Origin of the sequence: Algoriphagus sp. oki45 (assembly GCF_036245605.1) — a bacterium.
In the GTDB taxonomy this organism is placed as follows: Bacteria; Bacteroidota; Bacteroidia; order Cytophagales; family Cyclobacteriaceae; genus Algoriphagus.
In genome coordinates, this window is sequence record NZ_BTPC01000001.1 from 174,908 (window position 1) to 198,431 (window position 23,524).

A 23,524-nucleotide genomic window follows, 5' to 3' on the forward strand; every position below is an offset into this window, starting at 1 on the left:
AGAGTTTAGCCTTCCCATTTTTTGACTTTTAGGCTTGTCCCTTCTGTGGAAATGACGATGATAGGTTCTCCCTGATCCAAAAATTCTCCCCGGGAATAGGCATCGTAAATTTCTCCTTCGATTTCTACTTTCCCACTTGGTCGAAGTCGATTGTGGACGATTCCTGTTTTTCCTTTTAAGCTGTCAGCATAAAAGCTCGAGGTGTAGCCTTGGGTCCGCTCTTGGGTATTTGCCAAAGTGATGGTGCTGAATGCCCCCCACTGATTCACTTTTGGCGTCAGCCAAAAGACTAAACCTACTGAGGCTAACGCAGCCAAAATCACGGTTAGTAAAGCAAGGAATAGCTCAGAAGCAGGTACAAAATCAAAATTGAAATCTTGATTTGGAAGCATACCCAAGACCAATCCGCCGAGGATAAAGACAATTCCCAGAACACCGAATATGCCAAAGCCGGGTATGACAAATAATTCCACCGCAAGCAGGATAATCCCAAGCACAAAGACAATGATTTCCCAATTTTCAGCCAGACCGTTGAGGTAGTAAGGGATGAAATAAAGTAAGGTGGCGATAATAGCTGCCAGAAGTGGGAATCCGACTCCGGGTGTCTGAAGTTCAAAATATATGCCTCCAATGATAATCAGGATCAGAATGCCGCTGATAGCCGGACTCAGGAAAAAAGAAATGATAGACTCTGTAGAGCTCTCCTCGTAAGCAATCAATTCAGCATCAGCTAGTCCTTTTTCCTCTAAAATCTCATTCAAGGAGCTAAATTCTCCGTCACAAAATCCAAATTTGATGGCTTCTGAAACAGAAAAAGTGATAACCGAACCAGCTGCTGAAACACCTTCAATCTCAATTTTTTCATCCACCATGGCTTCTGCGATTTTTGGGTCTCTTCCCTTGGCCTCGGCAGTGCTGCGCATCATGGAGCGCATGTAGGATTGGTATTTGTCAGGTGCAGCTGCTCCATCGACTCCATTGACGACCGTGGCGGCTCCGATACTTGCTCCGGGTGCCATGTAGATGCTGTCGCAGGCAATGGAAATCAAGGCTCCTGCAGATGCTGCATCCTTATTGATAAATACATAGACGGGAATCTCGGATTCCAAAATCCGGGTTCGGATCTCATCAGCATCCGTGACCACTCCTCCATAGGTATCCATTTCGATCAAGACCAGGCCTGCGCCTTTTTCTTTGGCTTCGTCCAAGGCCATTTTTACCCGACGGTTCATCGCAGGATCGATGTCCTTATCGATTTTGAAGGTGTAGACCTTTTCAATTTTTTCCTGAGAAAAAGCAAATGCCGAAAAGAGTCCGAAAAAAAGAATAAGAGATAGTCGTTTGAGATTCATAATTGGGATAAGAGAAAGAAAAGATACTAAGCTATCAGACAAATCACTAGAAATGACTTTTATTCTTTAGTGGTTTGGAAGTGATTTTTAGCATAATTATTGCCTAAAAGTAGTACAGGATTAATCCTGAATTTGTTCTAAAAATAATTACGACCCATGAATACCACTTTCTTCTCTGGCAAAACTCTTCTGATATTCACCTTTTTTGCTTTCCTAATTTCTTTTCAAGAATCTCATGCCAACGAATTGACCTTGGGAGATTCTGTAGGCGTGGAGCGGGTAGGAGACAAAACTTTTATCCTTCATCAAGTAACCGGAGGGGAGACTCTTTTTTCCATTTCCAGAAAATACCAAGCTTCAGTCGGAGAAATCCAAAATGCCAATGAATCTCTCAAGCAGGGATTGAAAGCAGGGCAAACTATCCGGATACCTTATATCACTGCGGCTAAGCTACCTGAGGGAAATTCCCTTCACAAAGTAGCTCCCGGAGAAACCCTTTTCTCCATTTCCAAAAAATATGGAGTGACAGTGGATTCATTGAAGCAGTGGAATAAGCTATTGGGAAATGACTTGAGCGTCGGACAGGCCTTAATAGTCAAAGAGACCAGCTCTTCACCCGTTGTCACTGCTAATCCAAGCATAGCCATTACCAATACCACTACTTCAGTACCTACTTCTACCACTCAGGAAAGTCCAAAATCTGAGCCAGCGCCAAAGAAAGAGGAGCCCAAGAAGGAAATGCCTGCTTCAAAACCAGAACCATACAAGGCATCACCCACCGCTGTTTCTGTGGCAAATACTCCTACAACAGCACCGATTGTTCCCGGAGAGTGGATTTCCCATACAGTAAAGTCGGGAGAAACCCTCTTTTCCCTAGCCAACCAATACAATTCCAGTGTAGAAGATTTGATCAGATGGAATGGATTGACCTCCAACAATCTCCGTGCAGGGCAAAACATTAAAGTAGGAAGAGCTCCTGAAGGCCCTTCTACTGTGCCGGTAATTGGAGAGCCCAAGATGGCAGTTTCTACGGCTGAAATGAGAGAGGAGAATACTATTGAAAATACCTCCGGAGGATTTAAAAACATTAAGGAAAATGGTCAGGCCGAGGTAATTGAAGGTACTGGAGGGCACAAAAAATATTTGGTTTTGCATCGCACCGCCCCAGTTGGCAGCATTATGCGTGTAAAGAATGAAGAAAATGATATCACCATTTTTGCCAGGGTAGTAGGTACGCTGCCTGAAACAGGAGATAATTCCAGACTGGTGATCAAACTCTCCCAAGCAGCCTACGATCAGCTCAGAGCCGTGAATAATAGATTCCCTGTTGAAGTGTTGTACTAAACACAAAAAGGAAAGTAGCCTGGCTAATCGGGTTGACTTTGGGATTCTAGTCTTACAGCGGTACCTTTACGGCTCAGTACTATTCCATGAACAAAGTCCAACTTTTCTTTCACCACCTGTTCAGATTTATCTGGAACGCGATTTTTATCATTTCTTATCCGATTCTGGCTAGCTTCGGCTTGCTGTTCATTGGTTTGACTTTTGTGTTTTCCAAGCTTTCGCAGCTTTTGGCGAGTATCCGGCCGGAAGGGAAAAAAGTAGTCATCAAAGAGTCAGAATGGGAAACCTTGCCTCATTCCAACGAGTTATTGGAGGCTAAGCTTTGCAAGCAGATTCTATTTGGACCGGCAGGCTTCAAGCTGAGAAGAAAGGATGGAGTGCCCTCCGTGCTATCTGATTTTGTCTTTGGAAATAAAATAAGAGTAATCGAAGAAGGGTTTATTCTGGAAAAATGGAATACGCTTGACTCCAAGAGCATGCCTGATTTTGATATTTGTCTGTACAATCCTGACGAAGATTCTCTTCGCTCATTGACTCAGATTAAGTCATTTGATTGGCATGTATCTGAAAAAGCCGAGAATGAGCTTTCCTTCAAATGGTTTGATGGGGCCCAAGGTGGAGAAGTGAAAGTGGCCCTTTGAGCGCATGAATTCACTGAAGGATTTTTTGGAGGAAAAATATTTCCAATACAATCAGCCTGGATTTATTCCCAATGACCCCATTTCTATTCCCCATAAGTATTCCAAAAAAGAGGATATAGAAATCACCGGGTTTTTTGCGGCGATTTTAGCTTGGGGACAGCGCAAAACCATCATCAACAAGTGCAATGAGCTATTCGGGTTGATGGATAATGCTCCCCATGATTTTTTGATCCACCATCAGGAAAGCGATTTAAAGCCTTTTTTGAATTTCAAACATCGGACTTTCAATGCTACGGATACGCTTTATTTCATTCATTTTCTGGCATGGTATTATCAAACCCATTCCAGTCTGGAAGAAGCATTTCTAATCGGTCAAACTAACCAAGATGACGCCATGGAAAATATGCTGATCCGATTTCATGATTTCTTCTTCAGCTTCGCGGACGCCCCCTCCCGCACCCGAAAGCATATTGCCACGCCTGCCCGAAAGGCAGCCTGTAAGCGGATCAATATGTTTCTCCGATGGATGGTGAGAAAGGATAATAAGGGAGTGGATTTTGGAATTTGGCAAAAAATCCAACCTGCTCAGTTGATCTGCCCCTGTGACCTACATGTGGATCGGGTAGCAAGAAAACTGGGATTGATTCAGCGTAAGCAGACTGATTGGCTAACAGCCTTGGAACTGACAAACCGGCTCAGAGAATTTGATCCTTCAGACCCGGTAAAGTATGATTTCGCCCTTTTTGGATTGGGGATAGAGGAAAAGTTTTAGGCTTTGTCGTCCTCTTTTTTGAAGTCCATACTGACTGAATTAATGCAGTAGCGGATTCCCCCTTGGTCTTTTGGTCCGTCGGGGAAGCGATGTCCTAGGTGCCCTCCGCAGTTTCCACAAAGAATCTCCTCACGGATCATAAAATGGCTGTAATCCATTTGCACGTCAATGGCTTCAGGACGAATAGGTTCAGTGAAGCTGGGCCATCCGCACCCGCTGTCGTACTTCTTGGAAGAGTGGAAAATCTCATTTCCGCAGGCTTTGCACTCGTAGATTCCAGTATCCTTATTGAGGTAATATTGGCCTGTAAAGGGTCTTTCTGTTCCTTTTTCCCTAAGCACATGGTAAGAATGAGGATCTAACAATTCTTGCCACTCTTCCTCTGCCTTTTGGACTGGATAGGCCTTCGATTCTTTTTTACCTTTGTTTCGATCAAAAATTCCCATATCAATAACTCAATGATTCAACTTCTTAATAACACCACTCTAGTCAGCAGGGTTTAAGGTTAGCTTATTTTTTGAGCCAACCTTAATTCTGTCCTCATTCATTTCCTGAGGTCGGTACTTTCCTTTGACAAAGAGTTCTTTTTGGTCGGCATAGTGCTTACTGAAGCGATTTCCACTATTTCCTGTTGGAAGCACAGAAACGGAGTTTTCCAAATCTCCAAAGTCGAGAATGATCCGGATCGCCGGTCCTGCAACTATTTGATAGGTGCCGTCTGGCAAAGGTTTCAGCGTCAGCTTGTTTACCGCTTCTTCATTACCTGCAATAGGGCCAGCCTGAACATTGAAGATTTTATCCAAAGGCTTTTGGCTACCCAATGGATGAGGATGTTCCAAATGGACCACCTTTTCCCATTTCCAGTCTTTTGGATTATTTCCCAACTGTTTAGAAAGCTCATCCAAGGAAAGGTTCAGAGCTTCGGACAGAATATCCCCTCGGGTTTCTTTTTCCGGAGTATCCTGCTTGTCCCACCAAGGATTATCCGTTTTTGTGATGAAATGATGATTGCTGTTGACCATGATAAAGGTCTGAAGAAATGCTTCAAAACCTTCTTTTCCCAATTCATCTTCCATAGCCAGTCTCCAGGTATGGATCAGCCATTTGTAGAAGAGGGTGGGTGCAGTCTTTTCGATTTGATGATCTCCATCCCAGGTTTCCAAACTTTCAAGAGCTGCTGAGAATTCCTGATAATCATCCGGGTTGATCTCATTAAGCATGAATTGGGCTAATTCGGGAAATACTTCATTTATGGTCTCCAGTTGAAGACTTTGTAGGGATTTTACATCCCAATCGGAGCGGGAGGAGATAGTTTTGGCAATTCGGTTCCAGCGATCTCCCGGGAAATAATATCCGGGGAATAAATGGCCCCCTCTGGTAGAGTGCGGTTGATTGTTTGCAGAGGCCACAAAGCCACTGGGAGGGTTGACACTTTTTGGGTTTTCTTCAAAAGGATACCAGCCTTTGGGCTGAGCATCGGGATCGGAGCCATCCGCAAAAATCTTAGAATGGACTTTTTCCCCCCGGATGGGAAGCTTTGCTGCTGCCCACCAAGCTATATTTCCCTCCACATCACCGTACATGATATTCAGTCCGGGAGCATGGATAAGAGCGGCAGCTTCGGCTACCTCTTGCATGGATTGGGCATGATTCATTTTGTACACTGCCTCAAAGCTTTTGGCAGGTTCGAGTAAATAGACCCACCAGGAAGAGACAGGATTGGTGGTCAAAGCTGCAATTTCTTTGACTACAGGATTGATGATCGGGCCATGAGGGGTTTCTCGGATTTCCCATTCTACAGGATCTTGTCCTTTGACTCGGATGATTTCTTTTCTGGTTTGGATGGGAAAAGCTTCCTCACCGATAAGGATTTCATTCGGGTTTTGGGGATTCAGTTTTTCTTCGAAAAAGTCCTGATCATCGTTCTCAAACATGGTCAGACCGATGGAATGATGCCGGTTATTTCCCATAAATCCAAAGGGAATACCCGCTAAATGATTGCCGTAGAAGCTGAATCCGGGATACTCTATATGAGCCTCAAACCAGACTGAGGGAGATGAAAACCCGATATGAGTATCGTTACTGAAGATTACTTTGCCGGATTGAGTTCGACTGCCGGCAATCACCCATGCGTTAGAGCCCTGCAGTTGAGGAACGGGGAGTTTATCCAAAAGTGCAGTTAAAGTGGCGTTCGTAGAGGTAGTGTCTGCAATAGAATCCGGGTAATGAACAGGGATTACATGATGCTCAGGCAGGGTCTCGACAGCGAGAGAGTTAAGGAAATCGGGGCCTAGGTCTCTAGCGATTTTGGTCAGCAAGGGGTCTGTCTTTACGGCCATGGCAAAAGTAAAAGACATGTACCCCACAATGCTATGCATGTCTTCCAAGGTGTAAGGTCGGGGCTTTTCCCCCAACAGAAGATACTCCAAAGGAAGACTTCCATGGTCGATATACTCATTTACACCTTCGATATAGGCTTCAGCAGCAGTTCTCCAGGGAGTATTTCCTTGGGCTAATAGGGCTGCTGTACTTTCCTTGGCATGCTTGGGAATACCAAGGGTGTGAAAAAACTGATCGACTTCAAGAAGATCTTTTCCCAGAAATTCGGCCAAGGTACCCGAACCCACTCTTCGGAGCATTTCCAGTTGAAAAAGGCGCTCTTGAGCATGTACATAGCCCAAAGCACGATAGGCATCAGTTTCAGTTTGGGCATAGATATGGGGGATTCCAAACCTGTCAAAATAGACTTCTGCTGATTGGGTAAGTCCGGGAAGGCTAACTTCTCCATTGTATTTTGGACTTTTAATAAAAATTAAAACCAAGATTCCGGCAATCAGCAGAAAGGCCAAGAATCCCAAAAGGGAGAAGAGTTTTTTCATACGAAAGGATTTTGCCTTGAATATAATCAAAAGGCAATAGACAGGTTTGAGGAAAACTAAGAGGGAAAAATTTCAAGTTTTTTTATCTAGCATTCCTCAATAGCCTGTAAAATGAGTTGGCAGGCTGTTTTGATTTCATCATTGCTGATGATCAAAGGCGGAGCAATCCGCATGGAATCGTCACAAAACAAAAACCAATCGGTGATTACACCCAATTCGATGGCTCGGTCAATAATTTTTTTCAGGACTTCGAATGATTCAAACTCTACAGCCATCATGAGACCTTTGTTTCGAATGGCCTTGATTTTTGGATGGACAAGCAAGGACTTTATCAGATTGGCTTTTTGCTCTACCTGATCAATCAGCTTTTCTTCTTTGAGCACCTGAATCGTAGCTAAAGATGCAGCTGCACTCACCGGATGCCCTCCGAAGGTAGTGATATGTCCTAGGATGGGGTTGTTTTTGAATACCCCCATGACTTCTTTATTGGCGATGAAGGCTCCAATTGGCATTCCTCCTCCCATTCCCTTGGCGCAGACCAGAATATCCGGTTCGATTTCGAAATGTTCAAAAGCCCAGAACTTCCCCGTTCGTCCAAATCCTGCCTGGATTTCATCCAAAATCAGCAAGGTGCCGGTCTCATCGCAACGCTTCCTTAAAGCCTGAAAGTACTCACGGCAAGCAACCCGAATTCCTGCTTCGCCTTGTATGGTTTCGATAATGATTGCCGCCGTTTCAGTGGTGATTTGTGCCAAATCCGAGTAGCTGCCGTACACAATATTTTTCACCCCGGGTAAGAGTGGTCGATAAGCCCTTTTAAAAATCTCATTTCCCCCCACACTGAGCGAACCATGGCTACTGCCATGATAGGCATTGACGCAGGAAAGTATTTCTCTCCGGTTGGTAAAGCGTTTGGCTAATTTCAGGGCGCCTTCTACAGCCTCTGAGCCGCTGTTGACGAGATAGACATTATCCAAATGAGGAGGAAGAGTATCTGCCAATGCCTTGGCCAGCAGGGTTTGAGGTGTCTGCACATATTCCCCATACACCATGAGATGCAGGTATTTGTCCAATTGGGCTTGGATGGCTTGGATTACTTTGGGGTGGCGATGGCCCACATTGCTGACTCCGATTCCAGAGATGAGATCGATGTATTTTTCTCCCTTGGGACCAAAAAGGTAAATGCCTTCTGCTTTTTCCACTTCGATCATCAGTGGAAAGTCAGTCGTTTGGGCTAAGTGGGAAAGGAAAATCTGTCTGTTGTTCATTGAAAATCCCCCCGATCAATAACTGGAAAACCGGTAAAAAATGCCCAATGGGAGCTTTTTACCCTGCTTTTCTTCCAGATATAGTTCTCCATGTTCTGCGTTTTTCACCTTTCCAAAATTGGACTGGATCAAATTTGCCGCGATAAGGGAAGAAAAGCTCAAGGAATACATATTGAGCAAAAGAAAATGATCCTTGGGATCCAAAATCGCTCTGCAGGTCTTCAGCATCTCGTTGATTTGCTCTTCCAAAATCCACTTTTCCCCGTCAGGACCTCTACCGTAGGCTGGAGGGTCGAGGATGATTCCCTGATATCGGTTGCCTCTTCGCTCTTCTCTTTTGATGAATTTCATGGCATCATCTACGATCCATCGGATTCCGTCCAGCCCTGAAGACTCCATGTTGTGCTTGGTCCAAGTGACGACTTGCTTCACCGAATCCAGATGAGACACTTCAGCACCGGCAGCTCTACAGGCCACACTTGCAGCTCCAGTGTATCCGAAGAGGTTCAGCACTTTTGGATTTTTCCCGGGAAAGGCTTTTACTTTTTGGTACAAATAGTCCCAGTTTACAGCTTGCTCCGGGAAGAGGCCGATATGCTTGAAGGAGGTCTGGGCCAAGTTGAGCTTCATTTTGAGCCCATCTGAATTGGCATATTGAATTTGCCAATTGTGTGGCATAGATTTCAGCTGTTGCCAGTGACCTTTCTCAGGATTGTTTTTTTCCTTGGCAAAATGGGCATGGGCCAGTTTTTTCCATTCAGCCTCCGAAAGGCTTTTGTCCCAAATGGCCTGCGGTTCCGGCCTACTGAGGATAAATCGCCCAAAGCGTTCCAGCTTTTCAAAACCTCCGGTATCGATCAGTTCGTAGTCTTCCCAGGGACCTGGGCAGAGGGACAGGATAGTCTCTTTCATCGGAGCAAAAATAGGGATTATCGTCCAAGCAGCAATTCTTACTTCAGCGTAGTGATTACTGGGTAGAGACATCCACTAATTTATGGAGCTCTTTGAGGCTATAATTCCAAAGCTCCTGAGCTGCCTTAGGGTCCAAGGCCACTCTTGAAGGGGTTTTCTGCTTTTTCTTATCGTAGTATCCGCCGGTTTTAAGTTTTTCTTTTGGTGTTAAAGCCAGGTAAATACTGGTTTGAGCTCCTGCTTTTGGGCTGATGAAGAAGAGTTGGGTAGCCCGGATGATGGCCTTGGCGATCAATGACGTCTCTGAGCCAAAGGCCGTCTTTACGGCTCCTGGGTGAAGAGCATAGGCTTGAATCCCTTCTTGATCAAATCTGCTTTTAAGTTCTTTGGTAAACAGGATATTGTACAGCTTTACCTTTCCGTAGGCATTGATCGTGTTTCCTGCATTTTTCAACCCCCAATCCTCATTGAGGGAAGTAGCAATGCGATGAGCCTCGGAACTGACATTGATGATTTTTGCCTTTCCTTTTTTCAGTGCAGGGAGCAGTTCCATGGTCAATAAGAAATGGCCAAGATGATTGGTTGCAAAAGTTAAATCGAGCTTCTCTTCTGTAAGCTTGCCTCCGGGATACATTCCTCCAGCATTGTTGATCAGAAGATCAATTTGATCGCTGGATTTCAGGATGAGTTTTGCGCCTTCTTTGACCGATTGCATCGAGCTCAGATCCATGGAGATTAATTGGATCTTTTGTTTTTCGGCTAAAGAATTGATCATTGTTTTTGCTTTATCCGGATTTCTTACCGGTAAAAAAACCTGTTTAAAATGAGGTAAGAGTGCTTTCAGGGTTTCCCACCCGATCCCGGAGGTACTGCCAGTAAGGACAAGATTCATGTTCTTTTTTTTTACACTACTCAAAAATCAGCCCCTTGGTTTTCAATGCTCTAGGAATTGACACTTGACTTGGATTCAGGGAAGGGGTAAATTTTTGTAGTTTTGGGTCAATTTTAGGGAAACATTTTCCCCAATTGATTATTGCCAGTTCATTTTACTCCATGACCAAAAAATACATTGACATCGAGAAAGCCATTGGGTCGAAAAACCCCAAGCTGCTGAAATGGATGCCTGGCTTTTTGCTCAGGTACATCAAAAGGGTCACTCATGAGCAATGGATGAACGGAATAATGGAAAAAATCCACCATCTGAAAGGACTGGATTTTGCTGATGCCCTGATCGAAGAGTTTGGGGTGAATGTGGAGCTATTGGGTGCTGAGCATATTCCTCAATCGGGTGGGGTGATATTGGCAGCCAATCATCCTCTCGGGGGCTTGGATGGGATCGCACTAATTCATGCTGTGGGTAGAATCCGTCCCGAAATCCGCTTCTTAGTCAATGATTTGCTGATGACCTTCGATAATTTCGAACCTATTTTTGTCCCTGTAAATAAGCATGGGAAAAACTCCAAAGAAGCCAATCTGAAAATCGAGGAAGCTTATTCACAAGGACATGCCGTGCTGATTTTTCCTGCAGGATTGGTCTCCAGAAAGCAGAATGGACAGATCCGGGATTTGCAATGGAAAAAGAGCTTTGTGACCAAAGCAAAAAAATACAGCTTGGATATTGTACCTTGTTTTATACAAGGAAGGAATTCTGAGTTTTTTTACAATCTTGCCAACTGGCGAAAAAAACTGGGAGTCAAAGCCAATGTGGAGATGTTTTGGCTGGTGGATGAGATGTATAATCAGCGGGGAAAGGAAGTGAAGATTACAGTGGGAGCTCCGATTCCTGTCGAATCGCTTACCCAAGAAAAAAATGACGGAAAATGGGCTGATGAAATAAAGGAAAAGGTTTATCAGCTAGGAGAACTCAAAGGTCAGAGAAGTTTCTAAAAATTGAAAAAGAGAATTCTTTTCTCCAATAAAGGTTAGAAGCCTTCAAAAAATGTTTATTTCGATAAGTCTGGACAGAGATAGAATTAATAAGTATTGGAACATCAGATGAAAAAAGAATCAGAAATCATTCCCCCTGTGGATCGTGCTTTGTTAAGGAAGGAGCTTTCGGAGGAAAGGTTTTTGAGATATACCAATAACGGGGACAATCTGGTCTATTTGGTCAATTATCACAATTCCCCCTATACAGTCCGGGAAATCGGCAGGCTGAGAGAATTGACCTTTCGATCTGCCGGTGGAGGCACGGGTATGGAGTTGGATCTGGACGAAAATGACACCTGTGAGAAGTGCTATGATCAGTTGATCACCTGGAATCCCGAGGATGAGGAAATAGTGGCAGGCTACCGGCTGATCAAGTGTAAAAATGCCATTCAGGAAGACGGTTCGCTCAATCTCTCTACCACACATCTGTTTGATTTTTCTGACAAGTTTATTCAGGATTACATTCCTCAAACTTTAGAATTGGGTCGGTCATTTGTACAGCCCAAATACCAGCCAAGTCTGGACAACAGAAAAGGAATATTCAGTCTGGACAATCTTTGGGATGGACTTGGTGCGGTGGTTTTGCTCAATCCCGATGTCAAATACCTCTTTGGAAAAGTCACAATGTATCCGCATTACAACCGGGAAGGAAGAGACTTGCTCCTCTTATTTATGAATCATTATTTTCCTGATCATGATCACCTTGTGATTCCAAAGGAGAAAATCAGATTAAGCTACGAAACGGATATTTTATCCCATCCCAATCCTTTCGAAGGACTGGAATATAAGGAAGGGTACAAGTTGCTAAACGGTAGAATCAGAGCTTTGGGAGAGAATATTCCTCCTTTGATCAATACCTATATGAATCTGTCACCCACGATGAAGACTTTTGGCACTGCTCTGAATGATGAGTTTGGAGAAGTGGAGGAAACGGGGATCATGATCACCTTGGCCGATATCTATGAAAGTAAAAAACATCGGCACATGGATACATTTGAGCGGGATCGAATCTATGGAAGTCGTCAAGTCTGAGAAGAAGAAAACGCTGATTGTCGGTGCTACTGACAATCCCTCCCGATATGCATTTTTGGCGGCAAGTATGTTTGAGGAAAGAGGAATGGACTTCATTCCTATTGGGATCAAAAAAGGAAAGGTCTTCGGTCGGGATATTGTAGATCTGAGGGAAAAACCATCCTTCGAGGGGATCCACACCATCACTCTTTATATCGGCCCGGCAAATCAAGAGGAATGGATCGACTACCTCATTGGCCTCAAGCCAAGAAGGATTATTTTCAATCCAGGAACTGAAAATCCTGTGTTTTTCAGAAAAGCCAAAGATGCCGGAATCGAAGTTTTGCCGGCCTGCAACCTCGTTATGCTCAGTACGGGTCAGTTTTGAACCATCTGACAAATCGATCCATGTAGATCACATGGGGAAAAGAAATCAGGGAAATCAGAATAAAGAAGAGTAATAACAGCTCATTGGATTCCAAAAAGTTTTGGCCAAAATAAATCATCAGCGCAATTCCAAAAAGGCTAATCAAAGAGAAGGGCAAGAGCTGCCAAGTGAATTTTTTCAGAGAATTGTATTGAGGGAATTTTTTTAAAAAAGAATATTCCAGTTTCATGCTTGGAAAAGCATGCCAAAAGCCGAAATACACGATAAAGCTGATCAATAAGGGGGTAAAGTAGAGCAGAGGAGCCAAGACAACCAAATCAATCCAAGTGGAGGATTTGATTTTGCGAGATTCAATTCCTTCCAGCAATAGAGAAAGAAATAAAAGACCAAAAATGATCCAGTAGGAATAAGGAGAAACCCCTCCCAAATCCAAAAGTGGATCGAGAATGGTCCGAGTCATGGGCAAGTCACCAAACAAGATCACCGAGATAAAAAAAGCTCCCCTCGATACAAATAGCAATCTAGATAAAAGAGAGTGGGATTTGAGTTCGAAAAAATGGGATTGTCCGAAGTGGTAGGAAGAAAAAAGGAGAAAGAAGGCCAGGGAAAATACCGGGAAAAAGACCCACAGCATCAGATAGATCCCAATCATCCCCAAATATCGGATTAGGAAAACAAGCATTCCTTTTTTGGTAGTATTTGGCTCTGAAGTCAGGTGGTCGATTGCCCCGTGAGGTATTCCCAAAATAATCAAAATTATTCCCGCTACGGTCAGTTCCAAACCCATAGGATTTTCAGGGATTAAGGCAAACAGTACGCAAATCCCAACTCCCAGGGCTTTCAGCAGGTGTTCAGTGCTTTTCATAGTGCCAAAGACTTTTGAGAAATGGATAAAACTGAACCTTGCTCAGAATAGAAATCTCTTCCCAAATCCCGGTTTTCGCTTGAAGAAAACGGAGTACATGATCAGGAGAATTGCTGGTGAAAAGATTGACAAATAAGCGGTCCAGTTGCTTGGGCCATTTTTTCACGATGTTGAGCAGAATATTGTCATAGAAATAGTGCCTGCTTGGCATTTTCTTTAGAGTAGGAGTTCCTGATGATTCCAATTCGGAGACCAATTGTTGGCAGTATTCCTGAATGAACTGGAATGTAAATCCTGTGGAGGGGCGAGACCATCCTGCCCGCGTACCCAAATTGATCCATCTGGGATGGGGAGAATTCATTTTGAATTGTGTACTCATGGGAATTCTTCCTTTTTCTTCGAAATAGATATTGTAGGAAATTCTATCCAGCTGATCGCTTAAGTAATTTTTTAGCTTTTCTTCCAAAAGGGAATAAGGAATTTCCTCTTCTGAATAGCAAGTGAATTCCACTAGAGCATGTTTGGCATCGTAGGGCAGGATATATCCGAAGGAAAAATTTCCATTTTCAGAAGGTATGATATCCATCCACGTAACTGATTCAGCATCAAAAAAGGATTGGTCCAGTTTGATTTTCCATCCAACAAACTGCTGCTTAAGTATTTTTTTTCCGTCTTGGAATATTTGGGTATCCAAGCGGGAATCGAATAAATAGTCACAGGTGAATTTTTCGCCCTTTTCTGTGATGATCTCAAAGCCCGATGAGGAGGTTTGACAGGTTTCTACCTGGCTTTCTGAAAATTGAATATTGGGTAATTGGTCAAAGTAAAGACGGAGATTTTCAAAAAAATCACTGGCCTGAATATGGTAATAGGTTAAATTTTTAAGTTTGAGAAGTGTTTTTTCTTTTCCTCTTCCAAAAGAAAGTTGATTCCACTGCACCAGCTGGTTGGGTGGGTGAATTTCCAAAGGTTTTTCGGCCCAATAACACCAAGTTTTGGAAGGATAAGACCTGCCTTGAGGATCAATCACCAATATGTTTTTGGACTTAAGGCTGCTTTTGGTCAAGTAATGGATTAAACTGAAAGCAGCGCATCCTCCACCGGCAAATATGTAGTCATAATGGGTCATAGTTGGGGGAAAAGGAGGCTGTCCTTTGGCCCTTGGTTTCAGTCCCAGAAATCAACAGAATGATTGAATCAATCTGATTTTACTTTCCTGAATTCTGAAGGTGAAAGGACCTAAAGACAGCCTCAGGGATGAGAATTACGCAGTGGCAGCTTTGCCTTTGCCAGATTCTGATACGGCAACAGAATAGATCACCAAACCGAAACCGATTTTGTTGATGGCATCGGCCAAGTTGTAAAACAGGTCGATTGAGCTTACCTCAAATGCGCCTGACAACAAATTGCCTGGTAACACCATGTATCCGATTGGATAAATTGACCATCCCAGAGTGATGAAGATTTTCAAAAGGAACATAGCTCTTCCCAAAGCAGGGCTGTTGGAATCTTTGGCCAACTTGGCTACGTCTCCTGCAAATACTTCATACACGATATAGAGATAGCCGATCGTGGAGATTACCCCCCACATAATGTTGTTGTCGATTCCGGAAGTTTCACCGATATACCCTGTCACCAACATCAGCAGGGAAGCTACGATGAGCTTAAAGAGTGTTCCACCTTTGGCACCAAATGGCTTGGTAAGGAGGTAAAACTCAACGCACATCAGCGGAACAGTCAGAGTCCAGTCTACATATCGGAACGCTGTCGGGCTAGAACCGGTCTGCAGATAGAAGTCTCTCATGTAATAGTAGTGTACGGCAGCAATACCGGTAATCAGTCCGGATACCAAAAGAGAAAGTTTCCACTTTCCGTCTACCGAACCTCTTTCTACAAAGAAGAAAACGGCCGAAGCAAACATGGCCATGTAACCGATAAAGAAGGTTATGGCCACTGGGTCTGAGTTAATGATGCGGTCTAGTCCCACTAAATCCGCGAGTAGGGTTAATTTCATGGTAATTTGGTTTTATTGGTGATAGAAATGGTTTGATATTCAGCTATGAAATGCCAGAGGAATAAAATTTGTTTAACAAAAAATTTTAAAGATTAAACAGAAATAAATGAATAGCTGAAAATCAATGATGTATGGCGTCAACTAGATGATTAACTTCTTGAAAAAAATTTTTGTTAAACAAAACAAAACGAAATAAAATTTGGCAAATATCTTTGTTTTTGAAATTGGGTAAATCTGCTTTTGAGGATTAAAAAAATGTGGTTCAGGTCACTTTTTTTGACTAACTTGCAACATCTATCAAAACAGAAAAAATCACCTTTTTAGCCCCATTTTGAAGGGTTTTCTCCAAAAAATATGAGTGACGAAAAAGCAAAGAACCCGGCGGAATACGGCGCTGGGAATATCCAGGTATTGGAAGGCCTTGAGGCAGTAAGAAAGAGACCGGCGATGTATATCGGTGATGTAGGGATCAAAGGTCTTCACCATCTGATATGGGAAGTAGTTGACAATTCAATCGATGAAGCCCTTGCAGGACATTGCGACACAATCCATGTTACTGTCAATAAAGACAATTCCATCACTGTTGAGGATAATGGTCGGGGTATCCCTACCGATATGCACCCAAAGGAGAAGAAGTCTGCATTGGAAGTGGTATTGACGGTATTGCATGCCGGTGGAAAGTTTGACAAAGACACGTACAAAGTTTCAGGAGGTCTTCACGGTGTCGGGGTTTCCTGTGTGAATGCACTTTCTACCTACCTCAAAGCTACGGTCCATCGAAATGGAGTGATCACGGAGCAGGAATTCAGCATAGGAATTCCAAAGTATGCTGCCAGACAAATTGGAAATACGGATAAAAGAGGAACGATCATCCACTTCAAACCGGATGCGTCGATCTTCACGGTCACTGAATACAAATACGAGACGATTGCCAACCGTCTGAGGGAAATGGCTTATCTCAATGCCGGAATCCGGATTTTTCTGAAGGATTTCCGTGAATTGGAAGAGGATGGAAGTCCAAAGTCAAATGAGTTTTATTCCGAAGGGGGATTGGTGGAGTTTGTTCAGTATTTGGACGAGACCAAAGAAAAAATCATTGAATCTCCCATCTACATTGAGTCCCTTAATCAGGAAGTCCCAGTGCAAGTAGCTATGAACTACAATAGCTCCTACAGCGAAAATGTGGTTTCCTATGTGAACACCATCAATACCTATGAGGGAGGTACTCACGTGACAGGCTTTAGAAGGGCTTTGACCCGAACCTTAAAAGCCTATGCGGACAAATCGGGCATGCTGGAAAAAGTAAAGATCGAAGTTTCCGGAGACGATTTCCGAGAAGGTTTGACTGCGGTCATTTCTGTGAAAGTGGCTGAGCCTCAGTTTGAAGGGCAAACCAAGACCAAGCTGGGTAACTCAGATGTAGTTGGTTTTGTGGATTCTGCCGTATCGGAGGTACTTCAAAGCTGGCTGGAAGAGCATCCTCGTGAGGCTAAAATCATCGTTGGAAAGGTCATTTTGGCTGCACAGGCAAGACATGCTGCCCGTAAGGCACGGGAAATGGTGCAGCGGAAAAATGTTCTTGGAGGAGGAGGTCTGCCGGGTAAGTTGGCAGACTGTGCCAATTCTGATCCCACAGTCTGCGAATTGTATCTGGTCGAAGGGGACTCAGCTGGTGGATCTGCCAAGCAGGGAAGAGACCGGGAATTTCAGGCGATCTTGCCTTTGAAAGGTAAAATCCTCAACGTAGAGAAGGCGCATGAGCACAAGATTTATGACAATGAGGAGATTAAAAATATCCTCACTGCTTTGGGCGTGAAGTTTGGAACGGTGAATGATGACAAGGAATTGGATCTTTCGGGATTGAGATACCATAAGATCATCATCATGACGGATGCCGATATTGACGGTTCTCACATCCGAACTTTGATCCTGACGCTTTTCTTCCGCTATATGCGCTCACTTATAGAAAATGGCTATGTCTACATTGCCCTACCTCCGCTTTATTTGCTCAAGCGGGGCAAAGATGAGCGCTACTGCTGGACAGAAGAGGAACGAAAGCTATTGACTGCCGACATGGCCAAAGACGGAAAGGAAGACAGCGTCGCCATTCAGCGCTATAAAGGTCTTGGAGAAATGAATCCGGAACAACTCTGGACTACGACCATGGACCCCAGTGTCAGGACTATCAAGCAAGTGACCATTGACTCAGCCGCTGAGGCTGACCATCTCTTCAGCATGCTGATGGGAGATGAAGTGGCACCTCGAAGGGAATTTATCGAGCGAAATGCTAAATATGCCAAAATAGACACCTAATAAAAGGGAGCTTTTTTGGCTCCCTTTTTTGATTTTTTATTCTCTTTTATCCAAGGAAATTTAAAAATTGACTTAGAAATAGTTCAGAATCATGCGATCCACGATAGCCGATAGATACGAATCCACGATCCAAAAAAGTGATCTGGTAAGCCGAGACCTCAGTTGGGTGAAATTCAATGACCGGGTTCTTGATCAGTCAAAAAAAACGCACCGTACCATTTTTGAAAAACTCAAGTTTTTGGCCATTACGGCGTCTAATTTGGATGAGTTTTTTATGATTCGCGTAGGATCTCTCTACAATTATCTGGATTATGACAAGCAGAGAGTGGATTATTCTGGATTGAGAGAGGAGCCTTTCAAGGAGAAGCTGATGGATGCATGTCAAAATTTCCACCTCGATCAACATCAGCATTTTACCCAAGTCATCCTGCCAGAAATGGCGAAAGAAGGGATTTCTTTGATTAATGTTAAAAAATTGAGTGAGGAAAATCGGGATAAAGTACGGGAGTACTTCATGAAAGCCATCTATCCCATGCTTACTCCCATGGTGTATGATGGATATCGGACTTTTCCAATCCTGATGAATAAACTGCTGGTTTTTGGAGTAGTGACTACCAGCCCGGGAGAGCGCAAAGACATGCGTAAAATGAGCTTTGTTCAGATTCCGGCAAATATCCCCAGATTCTTTGAGATCGAACAGGAAAATAATCTGTTATTGATTCCAATAGAGGAGGTGATTCGTGAAAACATAATTTCTCTGTTTCGAAACGTGGACATTGAATCCATCAGCTTGTTCCGGATCACCCGAAACGGTGACTTTACTTTGGAGGAGAGTGAGGACATGGACGCCAACTTTTTGGAAGAGGTGAAGCGAAAGCTCATGGAGCGGAAAACAGGCAGGGTAGTTCGGATCGAAATCGAAGAGGGATATTCCAAATGGATGCTCAATTCTCTTTTGGAAAGATGGAGCTTAGGCAAAAACTCCGTATTTCTGGTCAAAAGAGAAAGTATGATTGACTTCACCGGGCTATGGCAGATTGTTGGAAACAAGCGCTTCAGAGACCGACTTCCTCAAATTCCCGAGCCAGTTAATCCTATTTCCTATCCTGAAGAGGGAAGAGCGGATATTTTTGATACGTTGAAAGAAAAAGACATTCTTCTGCATCATCCTTACAATAACATCGAGCCTATTTTGGACTTGATAGAGACTGCAGCTGAAGACCCGGATGTGATGGCTATCAAAATGACGATTTATCGTTTGGCCAAAGAAAGCCGCATTACCAAAGCTTTGCTCAAAGCAGCTGAAAATGGGAAGCACGTGTCTGTGCTATTCGAAGTGAAAGCGAGATTTGACGAGGAAAACAATATCCGGGAGGCGAAAAGGCTTCAAAAAGCCGGGTGTTTTGTGATCTATGGGATATCCAATCTGAAAACTCACACCAAGCTGCTCTTGATTGTCAAAAAGGATGCTTCAGAGATTACTCGCTTTGTTCACTTGGGATCAGGTAATTATAACGAGGATACGGCCAGGCTATATACGGATATTGGTTTATTGACTACCAATGAGATTTTGGCCAATGATGTCTCCGAGTTCTTCAATGTCATCACAGGGCATTCTGTGCCGAGCAATTACAGGAATCTGATTACGGCTCCTCGGGATATGCGCAACCAGTTGATTGAGTTTATCGAGCAGGAAGCTGAAAATGCCCGAAATGGGCTTCCCAGCGGGATTTTCATCAAAGTCAATTCCCTTGAGGATTCGGAAATTATCTATGCACTCTATAGGGCGTCTCAGTCTGGTGTCACCATCAAATTGATCGTGAGGGGGATCTGCTGCCTGAGACCGGGAAGACCGGGATTGAGTGAAAATATTGAGGTCATTTCTTTAGTGGGGGATTTTCTGGAGCACAGCAGAATATATCATTTCCACAACAACGGGCAGACAAGGACCTATTCAGGAAGTGCAGATATGATGGTGCGAAGCTTTGATAAGCGTCTAGAATCCCTCTTTAAAGTAGAGTCCCCGCTATTGGAAAAGCAGCTGATGAACATACTTCGCTACAACTTGCTGGATAATTCGAATGCTTATGTGATGCAGGAAGACGCCAGCTATGTGGCCAAAGCTCCTCAGCAAGGAGAAGAAGAATTTAATATTCATAAGCGATTCTTTGAGATCACCGCTGAGGAAGTGATGGAGGTTAGATTAGTCGAGGGATAATCCTGAAATCAGCATCAGATAAAACCAAAACCCATGTTAATCATGGGTTTTATTTTTTACTCGAAAGCCTGATAGTTTTGAAAAGTGAAAGTTTCAAATGGTCTTTTTCCAAAAAACGAATGGAAAAAATCAGGAAATGGATAAAAGCCCTCATGATGTTTGGGCATCAGAATCATGGAAAAAATTAATTTTGTAAATTATTTAAATTTATTTGCGAATATTTTAATTTCTAAAAAATGAAAAAACTCTTTACTCTGATCGCCTTTGGAATGCTTTTTCAAGCAGCAATTGCACAGACTGATACTGCGACAGTAGCGAAAGATACTCTTTGGCTTAAGGAAATTGCCGGTGGATTAAATCTTAATCAAGCCTCTTTTAGCGGCAACTGGAAAGGAGGAGGTGTAAATTCCATCGCTTTCAACGTCTATCTTCTCGGTCGTGCCAATTATGCCAAAGGGAAATGGTCTTGGGACAATACCTTGGACCTACTATATGGAGTGGTGAAAAATGACGGAGAAGATGGTCGAAAAGCAAATGACCGGATCTATTTGGACTCAAAATTGGGCTATAAAATCGCTCCCAAATGGAACATTTATTTCGGTTTGAATTTTTTGAGCCAGTTTGCTCCAGGCTATGATTTCAATACCGAGCCTCGAACCCTCATTTCAAAATGGGCTAATCCCGCTTATTTGACCACCGGTTTTGGAGCGGAGTACAAGCCCAATGATGAGTTTGTTCTCAGACTTTCTCCATTTGCGCCACGCTTTACTTTCGTGACAGATACCAATCTTTATTTGGCTGTACCGGAAAATTATGGGGTTGAGATTGGAGAGACAGTAAGACAGGAATGGCTAGCCTTCAATCTCTTTGCAGAATGGAATAAAAAGTTTAGTGACCGATTTTCACTTCTGATGCGCTATCAGATGTATGCCAACCTTGAGACCTTCGCATTTGATACGATCGATCATCGATTGGATGCCGGTGTGGTAGCCAAAATTTCTGAAGCAATTAATGTCAGCCTTACCACGCTTACTATCTACGATATCGATCAGGACGAAAAAGTACAATTTAGCCAAGGACTTGCAATTGGCTTAGCCTTCAAAAGGGGTAATTTCCCAGAGAAAAAATAATCTTTAACAAATTTTTATTTGGGATTTTGATTTCTTTAGAATTGTATTATTTTTGAATTCATTGTGGTAGTTAAATAATAGTTGGTTTAGTTTTCAAATAAAGGGCAGGGGAAGTTCTCCTGCTTTTTTATTGTCCAATAAATAAAAAACTGGATTATTTCAAGATTTTTTGGATTGAATGAAATTCTCTTTTTACGATAAAATTCAATTAATTCCATGGCTAAATCGGTCTGATACTTATAGGGGTTGATAATTATCTTTTGCCTACCCAAGCCCAGACCCAAGCTGGTCCTTGATTGCAAAAACAGGGTTTTTTATTCCAGAATCCAGCCTTTTCTTTACCCTTGAAGGTTTTAGCCTTAATTGACGGAGGCGACTTGGTGAGAATTAAAAAAAGGAACGGTCAGCCGTGGCATCTTCTGCCATTTTGTGAGCCAGCTCTTTTCCCAAATACCGATCGATCAATCCGTGTCCCAGATAGAGAAGGGGAGTTAAAAGGATTGCCACAGTGAATTTGTACACATAATTGATCAGCCCTACTGCAATGATTTGGCTCAAACTCCAATTTCCGAAAACATAAAATGCAATACCCAACACCACAAAGGAATCGAAAAACTGTGAAACCAAGGTGGAACCGGTAGCTCTCAGCCAAATCATGTTAGCTCCTGTGACGGCACGTAATCTGTGAAAGACAAAAACATCCACTAATTGACCCAGTAAAAAAGCAGTTAGGGAACCGATAATGATCCCCAATCCCTGACGAAATATCGTATTGAAGGCATAATTGATGTCGAAAGATTCTCCTGTTGGGGTTTGGGAATTGACTTCTATCCAAAAATCCGCAGGTACCAGCACGGTCACCAAACTGATGATGACAAAAACGTAAGCGATTAGGGCTGCAGTCAGAAAGCTGATTTTGCGGACGCCTTTTTTTCCAAAATATTCATTGATGATATCAGTGGTAATAAATACAATCGGCCAAATAACAGCTCCGGCAGTCAGATTGAAGTCAAGAACATATTCTCCAAAAAAGCTCCAGTTTACCGGATCATACCCCAAGGTTTTTTCCCCTGAAAAGATCTTTACCCCGATGATTTCTGCCAGAATAGCATTGGTAAGGAAGATGCTTCCGAGTATGATAAAGAGATTGGTCTTTTTGCTTTCGTCAATCTTGCTCATAAAATGGCTTTATAGGATAAGTATCACCTTCTCTACTTAAGACCGAACTAGGGAAAATGGTTTTTGCCTCTGCCAATATTTCGTCCAAATTACCATATCTGGAAGAAAAATGACCCAAAAGGAGACTTTTTGCTCCGGAAATCCGAGCTATTTCTGCCGCTTGTTTTCCTGTACTGTGGAAGGTTTCCAATGCTCGTTTGGCATCAGCTTCTGTAAATGTGGATTCATGGTACAGAAGGTCCGCTCCGGCTATGAATTGTGACAGTCCCGGTTCAAATCGCGTATCTGAGCAAAAGGCATAGCTTCGGAGAGGAGGTAGGGGATGGGCATAATCCTTTACTTTGTATTGCTCCCCATTGGTGTCAGTAAAATCCCTTCCTTGACGGATTTCATGGATGGCCTGTAAGGGGATTCTCCTTTCCTGAAGCTTTTCTTTGATCAAATTTCTCATTCCCTCTTTTTCCCGGATTAAAAATCCGGTGGTCGGAAGCCGATGTACCAAAGGAAAGCTGAAAACTTCGAACCTTGGATGATCCAGCAAGAGATGCATTCCATCTGTTCGGGTTTCTACAAATTCAAGAGGGTAATCAATCTGTGTATTGCTCCAGCGAAAATGGGTGGTAATGATTTCATCCAGACCTTTGGGGCCAAAGACCCTCAGCGGTTTTTTTCTTTTGGACAGCTGGTAGCTGGAAAGCAATCCTACCAGTCCGAGATAATGGTCGCCGTGGAGATGGGAGATAAAAATATTGGTAATCCGGGAGCTTTTGATTTTAAATTTTCTGAGTTGAATTTGTGTTCCTTCTCCACAATCCAGCATTAAAAACTCCTGCCCAAATCTTACGACTTGGGCAGTGTGATTCCTTCCATGGACTGGAATGGAAGAGGTGTTTCCCAGAATGGTTATTTCAAAATCAGGGATCAAGCTTCCTCCTCTTCTTCCCCTCCTTCGATTTCATGCATGAAAATGGCCTCTCCGGCTTCTTCCAGAGAGCTGACCAAATTCAGCTTTTTGTCCAGCATGGAAATTTTGAGGAGCTTCATCACGTGCTCTTGAACTCCGGAAATGATGAAAATCCCGCCATTTCTTCCAAACTCTCTATCTCCAACCAATAATGCACTCAGTCCACTGGAGTCTACATATTTTACATTGCTCAGATCAAGAACGATATTGGAGTATCCTTCTGCATGAATAGTCAGCAGCTCTGATTTCAACTTTGGAGCAAGTAAAGAGTCGATCTTTTCCTCGATAGGAGTGAAGACCACGTATTGTTCTTTTTTATCAATGGTGTATTTCATTGTGAGTTGG

At 43.2% G+C, this 23,524-nt stretch carries 21 protein-coding genes; 9 read left to right on the plus strand and 12 right to left on the minus strand.

Translation table 11 applies throughout. The features are described from left to right. Positions 1-5: 5 nt before the first annotated feature. Entirely contained in the window at positions 6-1,352 is a 1,347-nt protein-coding gene (locus AAA942_RS00740) for an NfeD family protein (protein WP_338218308.1), read from the minus strand. A 156-nt stretch (positions 1,353-1,508) separates the two neighbouring features. Between AAA942_RS00740 and AAA942_RS00745 the strand changes: the two genes are divergently transcribed. From AAA942_RS00745 to AAA942_RS00755, 3 genes are all read left to right on the plus strand, one after another. Next, a complete protein-coding gene (locus AAA942_RS00745) occupies positions 1,509-2,696 on the plus strand; it encodes a LysM peptidoglycan-binding domain-containing protein (RefSeq protein ID WP_338218309.1) in 1,188 nt (395 codons plus the stop codon). Positions 2,697-2,782: 86 nt separating this feature from the next. Continuing rightward, on the plus strand, positions 2,783-3,337 hold the full coding sequence (locus tag AAA942_RS00750) for a hypothetical protein (protein WP_338218310.1): 555 nt from the start codon (positions 2,783-2,785) through the stop codon (positions 3,335-3,337). 4 nt (positions 3,338-3,341) lie between these two features. Beyond that, positions 3,342-4,109: a TIGR02757 family protein gene (locus AAA942_RS00755; RefSeq protein WP_338218311.1), complete on the plus strand. Its 768-nt coding sequence runs from the start codon at positions 3,342-3,344 to the stop codon at positions 4,107-4,109. On the opposite strand, the gene msrB is transcribed toward AAA942_RS00755, so the two are convergent. The 5 genes from msrB to AAA942_RS00780 all read right to left on the minus strand — a co-directional run bounded on the left by msrB (position 4,106) and on the right by AAA942_RS00780 (position 10,060). Beyond that, positions 4,106-4,555, minus strand: a complete 450-nt coding sequence (gene msrB, locus AAA942_RS00760) for a peptide-methionine (R)-S-oxide reductase MsrB (protein WP_338218312.1) — start codon at positions 4,553-4,555, stop codon at positions 4,106-4,108. The two genes, AAA942_RS00755 and msrB, sit on opposite strands and share 4 nt — an antisense overlap. A gap of 39 nt (positions 4,556-4,594) precedes the next feature. After that, complete coding sequence (locus AAA942_RS00765; RefSeq protein ID WP_338218313.1) at positions 4,595-6,988, minus strand: penicillin acylase family protein; 2,394 nt, start codon at positions 6,986-6,988, stop codon at positions 4,595-4,597. Positions 6,989-7,074: 86 nt separating this feature from the next. Further along, on the minus strand, positions 7,075-8,256 hold the full coding sequence (locus tag AAA942_RS00770) for an aspartate aminotransferase family protein (RefSeq protein ID WP_338218314.1): 1,182 nt from the start codon (positions 8,254-8,256) through the stop codon (positions 7,075-7,077). A gap of 15 nt (positions 8,257-8,271) precedes the next feature. Further along, positions 8,272-9,168, minus strand: coding sequence for a class I SAM-dependent methyltransferase (locus tag AAA942_RS00775; RefSeq protein ID WP_338220018.1), 897 nt, complete (start codon positions 9,166-9,168; stop codon positions 8,272-8,274). 55 nt (positions 9,169-9,223) lie between these two features. Further along, complete coding sequence (locus tag AAA942_RS00780; protein WP_338218315.1) at positions 9,224-10,060, minus strand: SDR family NAD(P)-dependent oxidoreductase; 837 nt, start codon at positions 10,058-10,060, stop codon at positions 9,224-9,226. 161 nt (positions 10,061-10,221) lie between these two features. On the opposite strand from AAA942_RS00780, the gene AAA942_RS00785 reads away from it, so the two are divergent. The 3 genes from AAA942_RS00785 to AAA942_RS00795 all read left to right on the plus strand — a co-directional run bounded on the left by AAA942_RS00785 (position 10,222) and on the right by AAA942_RS00795 (position 12,496). Further along, positions 10,222-11,055, plus strand: a complete 834-nt coding sequence (locus tag AAA942_RS00785) for a 1-acyl-sn-glycerol-3-phosphate acyltransferase (protein WP_338218316.1) — start codon at positions 10,222-10,224, stop codon at positions 11,053-11,055. Positions 11,056-11,163: 108 nt separating this feature from the next. Further along, complete coding sequence (locus tag AAA942_RS00790) at positions 11,164-12,129, plus strand: GNAT family N-acetyltransferase (protein ID WP_338218317.1); 966 nt, start codon at positions 11,164-11,166, stop codon at positions 12,127-12,129. Further along, on the plus strand, positions 12,110-12,496 hold the full coding sequence (locus AAA942_RS00795) for a CoA-binding protein (protein WP_338218318.1): 387 nt from the start codon (positions 12,110-12,112) through the stop codon (positions 12,494-12,496). Before AAA942_RS00790 ends, AAA942_RS00795 begins: the two co-directional genes overlap by 20 nt. Here AAA942_RS00795 and AAA942_RS00800 read toward each other — a convergent pair. The 3 genes from AAA942_RS00800 to AAA942_RS00810 form a co-directional block, all read right to left on the minus strand. Then, positions 12,477-13,361, minus strand: a complete 885-nt coding sequence (locus AAA942_RS00800; protein ID WP_338218319.1) for a Brp/Blh family beta-carotene 15,15'-dioxygenase — start codon at positions 13,359-13,361, stop codon at positions 12,477-12,479. The genes AAA942_RS00795 and AAA942_RS00800 overlap by 20 nt on opposite strands. Beyond that, positions 13,348-14,490 carry a lycopene cyclase family protein gene (locus AAA942_RS00805; RefSeq protein ID WP_338218320.1) on the minus strand — a complete coding sequence of 381 codons (1,143 nt, stop codon included), beginning with the start codon at positions 14,488-14,490 and terminating at the stop codon, positions 13,348-13,350. The genes AAA942_RS00800 and AAA942_RS00805 overlap by 14 nt, the downstream gene beginning before the upstream one ends. 135 nt (positions 14,491-14,625) lie before the next feature. Next, complete coding sequence (locus tag AAA942_RS00810) at positions 14,626-15,375, minus strand: bacteriorhodopsin (RefSeq protein WP_338218321.1); 750 nt, start codon at positions 15,373-15,375, stop codon at positions 14,626-14,628. 354 nt (positions 15,376-15,729) lie between these two features. Here AAA942_RS00810 and gyrB point away from each other — a divergent pair, with 354 nt between their 5' ends. The 3 genes from gyrB (at position 15,730) to AAA942_RS00825 (ending at position 21,036) form a co-directional block, all read left to right on the plus strand. Further along, positions 15,730-17,688 carry a DNA topoisomerase (ATP-hydrolyzing) subunit B gene (gene gyrB, locus AAA942_RS00815; protein ID WP_338218322.1) on the plus strand — a complete coding sequence of 653 codons (1,959 nt, stop codon included), beginning with the start codon at positions 15,730-15,732 and terminating at the stop codon, positions 17,686-17,688. Between the two features lie 91 nt (positions 17,689-17,779). Next, positions 17,780-19,906, plus strand: coding sequence for a polyphosphate kinase 1 (ppk1, locus tag AAA942_RS00820; RefSeq protein ID WP_338218323.1), 2,127 nt, complete (start codon positions 17,780-17,782; stop codon positions 19,904-19,906). 236 nt (positions 19,907-20,142) lie between these two features. Then, positions 20,143-21,036: a DUF3078 domain-containing protein gene (locus AAA942_RS00825; protein WP_338218324.1), complete on the plus strand. Its 894-nt coding sequence runs from the start codon at positions 20,143-20,145 to the stop codon at positions 21,034-21,036. Between the two features lie 387 nt (positions 21,037-21,423). Here the strand turns inward: AAA942_RS00825 and AAA942_RS00830 are convergent, their stop codons facing one another. From AAA942_RS00830 to AAA942_RS00840, 3 genes are read right to left on the minus strand one after another with little or no spacing between them, the layout of a single operon-like run. Then, entirely contained in the window at positions 21,424-22,215 is a 792-nt protein-coding gene (locus AAA942_RS00830) for a queuosine precursor transporter (RefSeq protein ID WP_338218325.1), read from the minus strand. Then, positions 22,202-23,140: a ribonuclease Z gene (locus AAA942_RS00835; protein WP_338218326.1), complete on the minus strand. Its 939-nt coding sequence runs from the start codon at positions 23,138-23,140 to the stop codon at positions 22,202-22,204. The genes AAA942_RS00830 and AAA942_RS00835 overlap by 14 nt, the downstream gene beginning before the upstream one ends. Continuing rightward, positions 23,137-23,514 carry an STAS domain-containing protein gene (locus AAA942_RS00840; RefSeq protein WP_338218327.1) on the minus strand — a complete coding sequence of 126 codons (378 nt, stop codon included), beginning with the start codon at positions 23,512-23,514 and terminating at the stop codon, positions 23,137-23,139. Before AAA942_RS00840 ends, AAA942_RS00835 begins: the two co-directional genes overlap by 4 nt. Positions 23,515-23,524: the final 10 nt, after the last annotated feature.